We start from the raw sequence: 13620 nt of genomic DNA on the forward strand, positions 1-13620 counted from the left end.
AATAATACCAGATTAAAAGCTTTCTTTAAATACTCATTTAAGGGGGGAAAAGTACAGGAATTCTGTGGTGATCTATTAATTGCAGGTAAATAACGTGAAAATAAGGTATTGTATATTAAAAAAAAGGTACCGCAACTTAATGACGGGTACCTTTTTTTTGAAAGACATATGGTTCAATATGAACGATGACATGTTTAACGCCATGTTCCTTTAGAAGGTTTTCTTCCACTTTCACAGTGATATCGTGACTTTGGATGACGGTCAAAAGCGGATTGACATGAATGGTAGCTTCGACAAGGATTTCATTTCCGTGCATTCGAGCTTTGATTTCACTCATATCCTTCACTCCATCCGTTAGCAGGATGGTTTGACCGATTTCTTGTAGATGTTGTTCATCGAACCCATCCGTCAAAGAGAGTGAAGCGGCATGGAAAATATCCCAAGCGGTTTTACAAATCATCATTCCCACAACCAATGCAGCAACGGCATCCAACCATGAGATTCCGATTGTGGCCCCGATGATGCCTATGAAAGCGCCGATGCTGACCAAAGCATCCGAACGATTATCCTGTGCAACAGCCTGGATGGAAGCACTCTTTGTCTTTTTGCTCAAAGCTAAATTGTAGCGATAGACTCCGTACATGAAGATGGCGGAGAATAAAGCGACGTAAGCAGTAAACATATCCGGTACAGCTTCCTTATTCTGTGAGAAGAAAGATTCTATGGCACTGTATATGACCTGTAGGCCAACCGTGATCATGATGAAGGCAGCAACCAATGAAGCGACGGTTTCAGCTCTCAGATGACCGTATGAATGATTATCATCAGGTGGTCGCTTTGATATTTTTAAACCTATTAATACAGCAACAGAGGCGATGATATCGGTTGTGTTATTTAATCCATCTGCCCAAAGGCCCTTGGAGTCACCAAAATAACCAAATGTTAATTTGAGGGCTGACAAGAATATATATGCGGCAATACTGATATAGGCACCCTTTTCAGCAGAAATTGAATGTTTATCCATGTCTTTTCCCCCTCGTGCAAAAATAGCCTTAATAAAGATATCAAAACAAAGCCTAGTGAGTCTATAGAAAAATTGTCGACTTAATCCATCTAACTTGGCTTATGGCATGTGTATTGAAGATATAAAAAGAAGTTGGTTGTATGAAAAAATAAAACCAATAAAAGGGAAATTTAAATGAATTTCTTTGCATTTATCTACTTGTTATTTATTGAAACTAGTAGTATATTCTAACCGAGGATTAAAAATTAAATACTTCCACAAGGGGAGCCAAGATGGCTGAGAGTGAACGTTTGAGTTCAGACCCTATGAACCTGTTAGTTAGTACTAGCGTAGGGATGTGGTTTTGGATAGCAATACTGGGCATCCATTACCGCCCTGGTGTTGCTTTTTTGTATGCCAAAAAAGCAACATGGGAACTCATGGGCACTTTTGCACGTGGAGAAGGGTGAGAGATGATGAAAAATAAAACATTATTCATGACAGAGATCGCTATTTTTTCTGCATTGGCATTACTGTTGGATTTAGTCTCCGGATTTGTTTTTGCAAGAATTTGGCCGCAGGGGGGATCGATTTCCATTGCCATGGTGCCAATTTTCTTGATGGCCTATCGCTGGGGGATCAAGGGTGGAATGGCAACCGGTTTATTATTGGGCCTTTTGCAGATAGTCGCTACGCCGGTTCAAATTATGACACCCCTTCAAGGCTTCATTGATTATTTCCTTGCTTTTACCGTCGTTGGGATTTCTGGATTATTCATGAATGGATTCGTGAATAATTATAAAGAGGAGAACCTTATGAAAGCTAAATTATTTGGAATAGTCGGCATGTTCGTGGGCAGTATTCTGAGGTTTATCTGTCATTTTACATCAGGTATCGTTTTCTTTGGTGAATATGCGCCAGAAGGACAACCAGTCGTTCTTTATTCATTAATCTACAATGGGACATATATGCTGATTAGTTTCATCTTATCAGCGGTCGTGGTAATGGCGCTTTACTCGGCTGCTTCGAAAGTATTGATGAGAAAAGCCTATTAAGAGAAAAGGGCCGGCTCAAGAATGAGCCGGCCCTTATTTTTATTTTGCAATAAATACCGAGCAAGGTGCATGCTTGGCAATGGAACTGCTTGTGCTTCCAAGGAAGAATCGTTCCAAGCCACTTTTGGAACTGTTGCCGACGATGATAAGATCGGCATCCGTTTGCTTTGCGTAGGCACATATACTATCGGGGGCATTACCTTCCAATATCTCAATTTCCCCTTTAATATTGTATTCGTTTAGCAGGCTTAGTAAGTTACTTTCGGCGATTCTTGCGTTATTTTCAAAAACCGAGGGAGTATCGTTAGCCCTCATTTGAAGCTGATGTTCCACTTCTGTAACGGGATGTGTTTGTGAGGGGTCGACATAAAAGCCTGCTGCCGGGACGAATCCTGGAGCGGATGCACTTTCGATAATTCGATTTTCCCCCTTTTCATTCAAAACTTGAACAATGGTCAGTACAGCTTCAGGAAAGGCCCTTTTTAGTGTAGCTCCGTATTCTATTGCTCGTTTACTATCTTCATTTCCATCATACGCGGTGACAATTCGTTTCAATTCCTTCATATCGATCATCTCTCCCCATATTATGTCATTACAGGTTATATACCCATTTTTTTTGGCTTCATCCCTTTTTTCAAAGGTATATTGATTAATAAATGAGGGTAAAGGGTATGTGGAATAACTAGACATACATACGATGCATGTACTTTTGCATGGAAAAAGGATTAAAGGAAAAATGTTTGTAAGATAAAACTTTGTCTTTTAACCCATTGCAAGAGTTATCTTTCATAAAAAGGGTAAAATATTTTTAATGAAGCATGTCGCATCTGGGAAAATGGGGGTTCAAATGAAAGGGTTATTGAAAATAGGTCTGATAATTTTATCAATCATTGTGGTAGTGGGAGTTGGTTTGTTCATTTATTTTAAACAAACTGTGGATATAAGTAATCTTCAGGATCAACTTCAGCAGCCGACAAAGATCTATGATGAGGATGGGAATGTAGCAAGTACCATTACGGCTAATAAATCTGAAGGCGTCGCGATAGAGGAAATACCGGACCATGTCATCCAAGCGGTCGTTTCCATTGAGGATCACCGTTTTTATGAACATCATGGTATCGATTATCAAGCAATTACGCGGGCCATGGTGAAAAATGTCAAGGCGAAAGGCGTAGTTGAAGGCGGAAGTACACTTACCCAGCAACTTGTAAAAATTACAATGCTTGAATCAGATCGTACCCTGAAACGGAAGATAGAAGAGTTTTTTATCGCTCAGGAAATGGAAAGTACGTATACGAAAGATGAGATTTTGGAAATGTATGTGAACCAGGTTTACTTTGGGCATGGTGCCTGGGGACTTAAAAAGGCGGCAAACATCTATTTTTCCAAGGATGTTTCAGAATTAACCATCGCCGAAGGAGCTTTACTGGCGGGGGTCATTAACCTGCCCTCGAAGTTAGACCCGTATAAAAATCCTGATGGTGCGGTCAAGAGACGTGATTTGGTCCTTTCTAGGATGACTGAACATGGATATTTGACCGAAAAGGAAGCCACTTCTGCCAAAAAGGAGAAATTGTCACTTCTATTAGGTGAAAATACAGATCCTTTAAAGGGGAAATATCCTTATTATGTGGACCATGTCCTATCGGAAGCCACCAGTAAGTATGGCTTGGAACTTCAAGAACTGCTGACAAGGGGCTATAAAATCCATACTACGCTAAATCAACCGATGCAGCAGGCAGCAGAAACGGTCTATAGCGAAGATGGCAATTTTCCTGCCGGGACAAGCGATGACAAACTGGTGCAAAGTGGAACGGTCCTCCTTCAACCTAAGACTGGAGGCATAAAGGCCCTTGTAGGAGGCAGGGGAGAACACCAATTCATGGGATACAACCGGGCAACACAGCTGAAGAGATCCCCTGGTTCGTCGATTAAACCGCTCGTGGCCTATACTCCTGCGATTGAAGAAGGATATGAAATCACGGATTCTATAAAAGATGAAAAGATGAAGTTCGGGAATTATGAACCAACCAATTTGAATGGTACATACAAAGGGGAAGTGCCTATGTATGAAGCAGTAATGAATTCCTTAAATGTACCGACTGTTTGGCTGTTAAATGAAATTGGTATCGATAAGGGATTGGATTCACTCAAGCGGTTCGGAATTCCTTACGAAAAGAACGACCGTAATCTGTCGATTGCCTTAGGTGGTATGGAGAAGGGCGTTTCTCCACTGCAAATGGCAGGAGCCTTTTCTGCATTTGCCAATGAGGGTAACCGTTATGATGCTCATGCCATTATCAAGATTGAAGATGCGGATGGAAAAGAGATCGCGGTCTGGAAGGAAAAAAAGACAAAGGTAACTTCTAAGGATGTCGTTGACAAGATGAATGCGATGCTTCTTGGGACAGTGAAATATGGAACGGCCGAAAATGCCGCTGTCACTGGCTATGAAGTCGCAGGAAAGACAGGATCGACGCAGGTGCCGATTGAAGGCATTTCTGGGGTGAAGGATCAATGGTTCGTTGGTTATACACCTAATTTAGTAGGTGCTGTATGGGCCGGTTATGATAAAACGGACAAAAAACATCATCTAACCACACACAGCAGCCAGGGAAGTGCAATCATCTTTCAAAAAATCATGGCTCAGGCATTAAAGAACGAAACGACCGAATCCTTCCATGCAGAAGATATCGGACCGTTGATAGCTGAACAGAAAGAAAAGGAAGAAGAAGAGGAAAGAAAGCAATACTGGATTGATAAGGGAAATGAAATTAAAGAAGGGCTAGGTAAATGGAAATCATGGGATATCCCATGGTAAGAGGGAAAGAACCTACTCGACACAAAAAAAAGACTGTCACATGTGGACAGTCTTTTTTCATTCATTAAAAAATGAAGTTTACAATTACACCGATAACGACGATTGCTCCAATAATGGTTAAAATGGTTCTCATTTTCTAACACCTCTTCTAAATCTGATTTTTTATTTATTAGATGCCAACGGTTTGGTTGGACTGAAAGCTTAATTCATTTTCATCATTTTCTTTGCAAATAGCTTGAACTTTATCCAACATTGCATGGACATTTTGTCCTTCCAAGATAACCTTCATATTTACACATTCTTGTAGGATGAGGACGAATGAGACAAAAGTAGAAAGTTTTGTAGCATCGACCATTTTATGATTGCAGATAAAATAAATATTTCCTTTAAATTCCTTTGTTATTTGATATAGGTTCATGATTTGACGCATGGATAACCTTTTATTTGTTTTAATATCAGCAGAAATTACTTTGTTCATTGTTGTTTACTCCTTTAATTTATATACTTTTTTGAAAAGCATAAATCAAAATGTTTGTGCCGTAATATTTTATCTTTTTGTTTTTGTAAGTGGGTTATGATGTATATTTACCCGCGTATATCATTTTAAAACCTATTAGAAAATTTAGACTTGATGGAAGATAAGGCACATACTAACAGTGATAAAGAATGGCGATGTCATAGTACCTAGGAAAAGAACGAAGGATACTATTGGTCAATTTGGTTTTATTGAAGATAAGTTGATTGTTCTGCCCAGTGGAGCAAAGCGTTTGTGAAAGACATCTGTAAATAAATCGTCGTTTTTACTTTCGAGAATTATACTTTTTAGGTAAAATTAACTAAAAAGTCTAATAAAGGGGATTGGACGAGATTATAAAACTTTTTAAAAATAGGAATTATACGAAATTATTTTTAGCGAACGTAACATCGCAAATGGGCGGGACCATCGGCATGACGGCATTCATGTTTTACCTATTAGACCGCTTCACCAATCAGCCGATGTATGCAACGATTACGGAATTAATGTATTCTTTACCAACACTCGCTGTTTTCTTACTTGTTGGTGTTTTTGCTGACAGATTGGACCGGCAAAAGGTAGCATTGTATTGTGATTGGATCTGCGCAGGCTTGTCGGTTTTATTTCTTCTCTCGTTAGAGCAAGAGCTCCTCATGGTCTCGTTTGCCATCATTTTTCTGAGAAGTGCCGTCAGGAATTTCTTTGTGCCAGCAGAGGCAGCGTTGATTCAAGGCATTTTGCTTAAAGAGGATTATACGATGGCGGCGGGTCTAAATCAGATGGTTTCGAGTTTGTTCATGCTTTTCGGAAACGGAATCGGCATTTTCATCTATTGGTCAGTCGGCATCGAGGGAGCAATTATCTTCGATGTGATCGGGTTTATAATCAGCGGCTTCTTGATTCGTTCCTGTCGGATTACACAAGAAATCAGACAGCCGAATGGAGTTTACCATTTGAAGGAACTGAGTGTAACAGGTGTTTGGGCAGATTTTAAAATTGGCTGGCAATATATATGGCAGTATAAATTATTGTTTACGCTAATCAGCGGGTTTCTGGTATTTGGCATTGTAAATGGTGGGTTTTCCGTGATGCAGGTTTTCATCTTGAAGTACAAACTTGAACCTGTTGATTATGAAAAGTATTCGGTCATCTTAGGGGTCATTTTTGGGGTAGGGATATTGCTGGGAAGCATCTTAGCGTCTATGCTGGCCAAAAAAATGAAGCTTCATCATATGATGGTCGTTGGCTTGCTGATATCGGGTGTGGGCACGGTTGCTGCCGGGCTTGTCGAAACGACCCTGCAATATATGATTGGTTTAGCCATCGTTGCTCTATCGCTTCCCATACTTAATGTATCCCTTGGAGGGTGGCTTCCAAGCCTCGTTGCTCCCGAAATGATGGGCAGGGTCCAAGGATGGATCAATCCCTTGGTGATGTTGTCACAATCGATCACCTTATTCTTGATTGCACTTGGATTCCCCGCCTATATTTCAGTAGAAACATTATATTGGGTAGTTGGCGGGTCCCTGCTCTTTGTAGGTTTCCTATATATGACCATCATACCGAAATTCATCCATGAAAAAGCACCAGAAGCTGATGTGATGATGCAAGCAAGTAAATAAGTAAAAAACGGAACAAATCAATTTAAACCGGAGAAAATGTTGCGCTTTACTCCTGGGATTTAATTAGGGGGAGACTATGGAATCGAAGCTAATAATCATACGAGGGAACTCTGGCAGTGGTAAAACAACGATTGCAAAAAGCCTTCAACTTCAGTTGGGAAAAGGAACCCTATTGGTTTCTCAGGATACCGTTCGCCGTGACATGTTAATGGTTCACGATAGAGAAGGGAACCTTTCCATTGATTTGATACGGCAAATCACAGAATACGGCAAAGGCAAATGTGAATATGTCATCTTGGAAGGCATCTTACATAAAAATCTCTATGATGACATGCTCCATCATTTAATTCAGTTCTATAATGAAAAGGTCTATACTTACTATTTTGATTTATCCTTTGAAGAAACAGTCAAACGTCACAACTCTCGTTCAAAAAAGATGGATTTTGGAGAAGAGTCTTTACGTGCTTGGTGGAAGCCGAATGATTGTCTTGGCGTGGATAGAGAGAGGAATTTGACTGATGATATGTCACGGAACGATATAGTGAAACTAATTTTAGACCAGCTACATGCTTCAAATTGATTGGCAAGACTGTGTTTTACATATGCTCTTCAATAAAAAAGCAGAGGAAGTTCCTACGTGAATTCCTCTGCTTTTTATATATTTTTAGAGATGGGGAATACAGACTCTATTTCAACCCCATCATGGCCCCGAAGTATTGTTGGGCGGTAGTGAAACATATGAAGGCTATTAATTCTGATATTTCTTCATCGCTGAATGCTTCCTTTAATACTAAAAAGGTCGTTTCTTCGGTTTTCTCACGTTGTATTAGAAATACTTCTGCAAAGGCGATGGCGTAACTTTCTTTTAGATTCTCCGGTTTTGAAGGGCGGCCCTTCGTCTGGCAGTACGTACAGCCATTTCCATATGCTAGGACCCTTCTGACATTTTCCTTTAATTCCTTCGTAAGCACCCCTTCAGAAGAAAGGGCTTCTGAGAGGTCACTCCATTTATGAGAAATCACTTCATTATGAAACAATTGCTGAAATGGACTTGATCCGAGTTCCGAACTAATAATTCTTGGCATAAACATCTCCCCTTTGAGATAATCATAATATAGTAAGATAGGAAATTTAATTACATATGAAAAGAAAACTAAACAATAAATTAATAAGTAGATAGATAAAGGGGAGAATTATATTCAAATGAAAATAGACGATAAAGACCGTAGCATTTTAGCCGAATTGACCAACGATAGCAGGCTCTCCATGCGGGAACTGGCCAAGAAGGTGGAGATGTCTGCCCCAGCCGTTACAGAGCGTGTCCGGCAAATGGAGTCCTTTGGCATCATTAAAGGCTATGGCACTGAAATTGATTATAAGAAAATCGGATTTCCCATTGAATGTATTGTGGAAGCGACAGTGAAGAATGGGGAATATGACCGGTTCAAAAGGTTTATCGTTGCGCAATCGCATGTCGACTTTTGCTATCGGGTCGCCGGACGTGCATGTTTTATGCTTAAAATCCGCTGTGAAAGCCTTCAAAAAGTGGAAGAATTCATTAATCAAACCATCCCTTATGCTGCAACCGTAACGCATGTCATCCTTTCAGAAGTAGAAATAATCCCGGAATGAAAACTATTTTTACATCCTGGTGAACAAATTCATTTCCTTAAACGTCTTATAAGTATAAAAGGTACGGATCAGGGAGCGGGTGATTAGATGGAAGAGATGGAGCTGGTTAAAGCTGCAAAAAGGGGAGATGATCAGGCGTTAGCCGAATTATTTCAAACCTCCTATCCTTTTCTGCTAAAATATTTGCTTAAATTGACTTTTAATCTGCAAAACGCAGAAGATGTGGCCCAGGAAACCTTTTCAAAGGCAATTGAGAATCTTTCAAGGTTTAAAGGGACATCCAAGTTTTCAACCTGGCTGATTTCCATTTCGACCCGGGTGTACTTGGACCAGAAAAGGAAACAGAAAAGGGAACTGTCCTGGTTAAAGCAAGAGCAAGCTGTCAGGAAGCTAAAATGGGAGACACAAGCCAACAACCAAGCATGGGACGATGTGATGGAAGCATTGGGCCATTTGGAGGATGATTTGCGGATTCCGATCATATTGAAGCATTATTACGGGTTTTCTTACGAAGAAATCGCGAAAATCATGAAGATGCCAGAAGGAACCGTGAAGTCACGTGTCCATACAGGAATAAAAAAGGTTAGAAAGGAGTTGAGCTCGATTGACGAAGAATCAGGATTTACGAAACCGCTTAGCCAAGGGTGATCAAGAGACGGTTAGTCAAATAAAGAAGAGCTTGAAAGATTTCGATGATATGATTTCAATTGAAGTTCCTCAAGTATCTTTTTTTGAGCATAGAATTAAACTACAGCATAAAAAAGCCAGAAAAGAATGGTGGAAAGAGCTGCTGGCGTTTATCGGAACAGCTGCTTTCATTCTCAGCTTCCTATTTCTTTCCTTATTCCATCAGCCGGAAGTATTTCTAACAGTCCAAGTGTTGAGCGTTATTTTCATCGGTTCCTATACGTTTTATGTGAAAAGGAAGGTGGAGAGCAGCCATGAGTAATATGGAAATTTATACGTTGATTGTGTGCGGAGTGGTTTTGCTGGCACAAAGCATTTTTTTATTCACCGATGCAAGGAAGAATAGCTTCAATCATTGGTTGTGGGGAATTCTAGGTTTGATTCAAGCACCCGTGCCGCTAATCTTTTATTTGATCGTTAAGAAAATAAGAAAAAAGGAAGAGGATGAGCTATATGATTATCGTGACTACTAATGAAGTGCCTGGAAAAGATATCAAGGAACTAAAGGGGTTAGTTAAAGGGAATTCGGTCCAATCGAAGCATATCGGGAAAGATATCATGGCAGGTTTCCGGACGATCGTTGGCGGAGAAATCTCTGAGTATACGGAAATGATGCAGGAAGCCAGACAGAAAGCGATCGGCAGGATGGTGGATGAAGCGAAGGAAAAAGGAGCGAATGCGATTGTCGCGATGCGCCTGGAAACTTCGGCAATCATGCAGAATGCTTGCGAAATCATCGCTTATGGAACAGCGGTATATGTAGAATAGAAATAATTTTGGGTCTTTAGTTGTAGGTATTTGAGCTTATTTCTTTCGTTGTCTTTATCGCTATCGTATAATCCTAGATAGATATAAGAGGAGGAATAGCGAGTGGGTATTTATGAATTTTCAGCAGACCGAATAAATGGACAGAAAGTTTCTTTAGAGCAATATAAAGGTGAGGTACTTATCGTCGTCAATACAGCAAGTAAATGTGGATTTGCACCGCAATATGAAGATCTGCAAAAGCTTTATGACCGTTATAAAGATAAAGGACTGAATATTCTTGGTTTTCCATGCAATCAATTCGGAGAACAGGAACCCGGTCAAAATCAAGAAGTGGCAACGTTTTGTCAGTTGAATTACGGAGTGAATTTTCCGCTATTCAGCAAAGTGGATGTCAGGGGAAAAAATGCGCATCCATTATTCAATTATTTAACAAGTGAAGCACCTTTTACAGGACTTGTTGATAAACCGGGCGGAAGAATGCTGCATGCAAAATTGCAAGCGGAGCATCCAGAATTTTTGATCGATGATTCGATCAAGTGGAATTTCACGAAGTTTCTTATTGACCGTGAAGGAAATGTCGTGAAGCGTTATGAAACGGTGGAAGCCCCATTTGATATGGAAAGTGATATTGAAAACCTACTATAAACAACCTTCAATCAATACAATAGGTATACCAAAACGCTTGGGTTTTTCAGGCGTTTTTGTTTATTTTTTCTGTTAAAAATATTTTCATTTGGAAATAAAGAGAATGACGATGTGCTATCTTGTGTTTTATATGGAATAGACGAACCGCATAAGGGGTATTGGTAAGATAAGTAAAATGAAAAGATGAGGTGATGAGCATGAAGGAAAATGAAAGCGTAAAACCGGAATTGGCTGGTCAGGCGGTTGATGCCATTGAAAAAGTCGTGGGCACTTTTCCGGGCAAGCGTCGAGCACATGCGAAGGGAATTTACTATAAGGGTGTTTTTACCCCTAATGGAGATGCTGCTATTTTAACGAGTGCACCACATCTACAGAATCAGGCGGTTCCTGTCACCGTCCGATTCTCTAACAGCTCCCCGAATCCCAATCATACGGATGCCCAGTCTCCCGTGAAGGGCATGGCTATCAAGTTTCATTTGCCTGATGGGGAGGAGACAGATTTAATCACGGTTACGATTCCTTTGTTCTTTGCAAAAAAACCAGAAGCGTTTGTTGAGATACTAGAGTTTGTCAAATCAGCTAAAGATGGGTTTCCAAATTTGAAAGAACTGGCAAAGATCGCGATGAAATACCCTGAAAGCAAAGCAGGCCTCCAGATGATAAAAGAAATGCGTTCTCCCGCCAGCTTTTCAACTGCACGATATTTTTCCATACACGCCTATTATTTCGTTAATGATAGAGGGGAGCGACAGGCAATCAAATACCAATGGGAACCAGAAGCAGGTTTAAGCATGCTGGAAAAAGGTGAGTTGGCTCACCTTCCGGCTGATTTTCTGACCGAAGATATGGAAGAGAGGCTGAAACAAGGACCAATCGTTTTTAACTTGAACATTCAAATAGGCAAGGACAATGCCCCAACTGATGATCCTACGGTGGTGTGGCCGGAAGATAGTCAGGTCATTACCGTTGGGCAGTTATCCATTACGGATAAATTGGAATCTCCTCAAGAGACGATGATGTTTGATCCAACGAATGTGACAGCTGGAATTGAATGCTCGGAAGATGCCATCCTGAATTTCCGCCATAGTGCCTATGCAGTGTCTTACGAACGCCGCATCCATAACCAATGAGTGAATATACATGAAAAAAAGAGAAAATGCCTTGGAAAAGAATTTTCTCTTTTTTTCTGTTGAAGCTACATCCTTCCTGACCTAAAGATGGTATAGAGCATGAGTAGGAACATGAGGGCTGCCACGACAAATCCAATCTCGATGGCCGGTATGTTCCAAAGTATGTTCGCTTGTCCGGCAATCGCAGAACCGACAATGAGGCCAACCATTATAATGCTGAAGGCAAGCAGGATAATGCTGAAAGACAACCGATTCGAGATTTGATCGAGCTTATGTAAGAAAACCTGGAGTTCGGGTATGTTGATGTCTAACCTCAGTTTTCCTTTTTTGATGATGTCGGATACTTCCCTTACATCTTTGGGAAGTTCGGAAAGTGCTTCGGCGGATTCGATAAATTGATTCCATGTTTTTTTAGCAAGGTTCTTAGGGTGGAAACGTTCTTTCAATAACCTTTCACCAAAAGGTTCTGCGGCTTTCATGATACTGAAGTTCGGGTCCAATTCCTCGACAATGGCTTCCATGGTAAGCAAAGCCTTCCCAAGCATCGTGAATTCGGGTGGAATCATGATCTTGTGTTCATTGGCCACGCCAAACAGATCATTGACGGCTCCACCTAAGCTAATCTGGCTTAAGGGAATGTCATAATATTTATTCCGCAATTCATCAATATCATATCGTAATGAAGTCATATCCGTTTCATCCGTGAGAAGCCCCATATTGGAAAGGGTATTGATCAATCCATTGGTACTTCCGCGTTTTAAATTGATGACAAGGGAGGCGAATTGGTACTTCATCTCTTCCTCCAGACGGCCGACCATTCCGAAATCCATCAAGGAAACGACATTCCTCGGTAAAATGACGATATTGCCAGGATGAGGATCACCGTGATAAAACCCATCAATCAAAATCTGCTGAAGCATGGAATTTGCTAACCGTTCCGCGATTATTCTACGGTCGTAACCTTCTTCATCAAGCTGTTTATAATGATTGATCTTGATGCCTTTTATAAAGTCCATCGTCAGGACCTTGCTGGTTGAAAACTCCCAGTGGATCTTCGGTATCTTGATACCTTGATTGTCGATGAAATGATTCGCTATCCTTTCCCCATTCCGTCCCTCGGCATTATAATCGAGTTCAGCTTTAAGGGATTTAGCGAATTCATCGATCATTTTTCTGATCTGATAGCGCCTTGCCCAAGGTATTCTGGCTTCCATGAGCCTAGCCAAGTCATCAAGGATCTCCAAATCCGTTTCCACATTTTTCAGAATATCGGGTCGTTGGACTTTGATGGCCACCACTTCCTGTGAGTGAAGCCGGGCGACATGAACCTGTCCAATCGAAGCAGTTGCAAGTGGGACTTCTTGAAATTCAAGAAAAAGATTTTCCAAGGAATCACCCAATTCAGCTTCAACTATCTGGCGTGCTTTTTCAAAAGGAAAGGGTGTGACCTGATCCTGTAGCTTCTCTAATTCGCGGACAATTTCTTCAGGGACAATATCACGTCTAGTACTGGCAATCTGACCAAGTTTGATGAAAGTGGGACCTAGACTTTGCAAGATCTTATGCAGACGTTCCCCGATCGACCGCAGGTTCAGGTTTTCATCGGGTGCGGCTTTTGAAGCGGATTTACTATCGGATAAACCCAATCGATAAATGAAATAACCTAAGCCGTTTTTCAAAAAGGCATTCGTGATTTCCTGGTACCGTTGTGCGTGTTTCAATCGCTTGCCAAACATTCAATTT

The 13620-nt window shown here is 40.7% G+C and carries 16 protein-coding genes and 1 riboswitch; of the genes, 11 read left to right on the top strand and 5 right to left on the bottom strand.

Annotation, left to right across the window (positions count from 1 at the left end; genetic code table 11):
* Nucleotides 1-136: 136 nt before the first annotated feature.
* On the bottom strand, nt 137-1024 hold the full coding sequence (locus ACIQXN_RS07155) for a cation diffusion facilitator family transporter (RefSeq protein WP_402963853.1): 888 nt from the start codon (nt 1022-1024) through the stop codon (nt 137-139).
* A 250-nt stretch (nt 1025-1274) separates the two neighbouring features.
* Nucleotides 1275-1377: riboswitch (TPP riboswitch) on the top strand.
* Between the two features lie 99 nt (nt 1378-1476).
* Between ACIQXN_RS07155 and thiT the strand changes: the two genes are divergently transcribed.
* Nucleotides 1477-2058, top strand: coding sequence for an energy-coupled thiamine transporter ThiT (gene thiT, locus ACIQXN_RS07160; protein WP_402963856.1), 582 nt, complete (start codon nt 1477-1479; stop codon nt 2056-2058).
* A 39-nt stretch (nt 2059-2097) separates the two neighbouring features.
* On the opposite strand, the gene ACIQXN_RS07165 is transcribed toward thiT, so the two are convergent.
* Nucleotides 2098-2622, bottom strand: coding sequence for a universal stress protein (locus ACIQXN_RS07165; protein WP_402963859.1), 525 nt, complete (start codon nt 2620-2622; stop codon nt 2098-2100).
* A gap of 283 nt (nt 2623-2905) precedes the next feature.
* On the opposite strand from ACIQXN_RS07165, the gene ACIQXN_RS07170 reads away from it, so the two are divergent.
* The gene (locus tag ACIQXN_RS07170; RefSeq protein ID WP_402963862.1) at nt 2906-4879 is read left to right on the top strand and encodes a transglycosylase domain-containing protein; all 1974 of its coding nucleotides are present in this window, start codon (nt 2906-2908) and stop codon (nt 4877-4879) included.
* A gap of 169 nt (nt 4880-5048) precedes the next feature.
* Here ACIQXN_RS07170 and ACIQXN_RS07175 read toward each other — a convergent pair whose 3' ends face one another.
* Nucleotides 5049-5357 carry a hypothetical protein gene (locus ACIQXN_RS07175; protein ID WP_402963865.1) on the bottom strand — a complete coding sequence of 103 codons (309 nt, stop codon included), beginning with the start codon at nt 5355-5357 and terminating at the stop codon, nt 5049-5051.
* 380 nt (nt 5358-5737) lie between these two features.
* Here ACIQXN_RS07175 and ACIQXN_RS07180 point away from each other — a divergent pair, with 380 nt between their 5' ends.
* A complete protein-coding gene (locus ACIQXN_RS07180) occupies nt 5738-7015 on the top strand; it encodes an MFS transporter (RefSeq protein ID WP_402963868.1) in 1278 nt (425 codons plus the stop codon).
* A gap of 76 nt (nt 7016-7091) precedes the next feature.
* Entirely contained in the window at nt 7092-7595 is a 504-nt protein-coding gene (locus tag ACIQXN_RS07185; RefSeq protein WP_402963871.1) for a kinase, read from the top strand.
* A 106-nt stretch (nt 7596-7701) separates the two neighbouring features.
* On the opposite strand, the gene ACIQXN_RS07190 is transcribed toward ACIQXN_RS07185, so the two are convergent.
* Nucleotides 7702-8100: a carboxymuconolactone decarboxylase family protein gene (locus ACIQXN_RS07190; RefSeq protein WP_402963874.1), complete on the bottom strand. Its 399-nt coding sequence runs from the start codon at nt 8098-8100 to the stop codon at nt 7702-7704.
* A 118-nt stretch (nt 8101-8218) separates the two neighbouring features.
* Here ACIQXN_RS07190 and ACIQXN_RS07195 point away from each other — a divergent pair, with 118 nt between their 5' ends.
* From ACIQXN_RS07195 to ACIQXN_RS07225, 7 genes are all read left to right on the top strand, one after another.
* Nucleotides 8219-8647, top strand: coding sequence for an Lrp/AsnC family transcriptional regulator (locus ACIQXN_RS07195; RefSeq protein WP_402963877.1), 429 nt, complete (start codon nt 8219-8221; stop codon nt 8645-8647).
* A gap of 87 nt (nt 8648-8734) precedes the next feature.
* Nucleotides 8735-9295, top strand: a complete 561-nt coding sequence (gene sigY, locus ACIQXN_RS07200; RefSeq protein ID WP_402963880.1) for an RNA polymerase sigma factor SigY — start codon at nt 8735-8737, stop codon at nt 9293-9295.
* Entirely contained in the window at nt 9252-9596 is a 345-nt protein-coding gene (locus ACIQXN_RS07205) for a YxlC family protein (RefSeq protein WP_402963883.1), read from the top strand. Before sigY ends, ACIQXN_RS07205 begins: the two co-directional genes overlap by 44 nt.
* Nucleotides 9589-9807: a sigma-Y antisigma factor component gene (locus ACIQXN_RS07210; RefSeq protein WP_402963886.1), complete on the top strand. Its 219-nt coding sequence runs from the start codon at nt 9589-9591 to the stop codon at nt 9805-9807. The genes ACIQXN_RS07205 and ACIQXN_RS07210 overlap by 8 nt, the downstream gene beginning before the upstream one ends.
* Nucleotides 9788-10102, top strand: a complete 315-nt coding sequence (locus tag ACIQXN_RS07215) for a YbjQ family protein (protein ID WP_402963889.1) — start codon at nt 9788-9790, stop codon at nt 10100-10102. The genes ACIQXN_RS07210 and ACIQXN_RS07215 overlap by 20 nt, the downstream gene beginning before the upstream one ends.
* Nucleotides 10103-10204: 102 nt before the next feature.
* Nucleotides 10205-10747 carry a glutathione peroxidase gene (locus ACIQXN_RS07220; protein ID WP_402963892.1) on the top strand — a complete coding sequence of 181 codons (543 nt, stop codon included), beginning with the start codon at nt 10205-10207 and terminating at the stop codon, nt 10745-10747.
* A 191-nt stretch (nt 10748-10938) separates the two neighbouring features.
* Entirely contained in the window at nt 10939-11877 is a 939-nt protein-coding gene (locus ACIQXN_RS07225; RefSeq protein WP_402963895.1) for a catalase family peroxidase, read from the top strand.
* A gap of 65 nt (nt 11878-11942) precedes the next feature.
* Here ACIQXN_RS07225 and ACIQXN_RS07230 read toward each other — a convergent pair whose 3' ends face one another.
* Complete coding sequence (locus tag ACIQXN_RS07230) at nt 11943-13613, bottom strand: ABC1 kinase family protein (RefSeq protein ID WP_402963898.1); 1671 nt, start codon at nt 13611-13613, stop codon at nt 11943-11945.
* Nucleotides 13614-13620: the final 7 nt, after the last annotated feature.

The organism is Peribacillus sp. NPDC097295 (assembly GCF_044761665.1).
GTDB lineage: Bacteria > Bacillota > Bacilli > Bacillales > DSM-1321 > Peribacillus.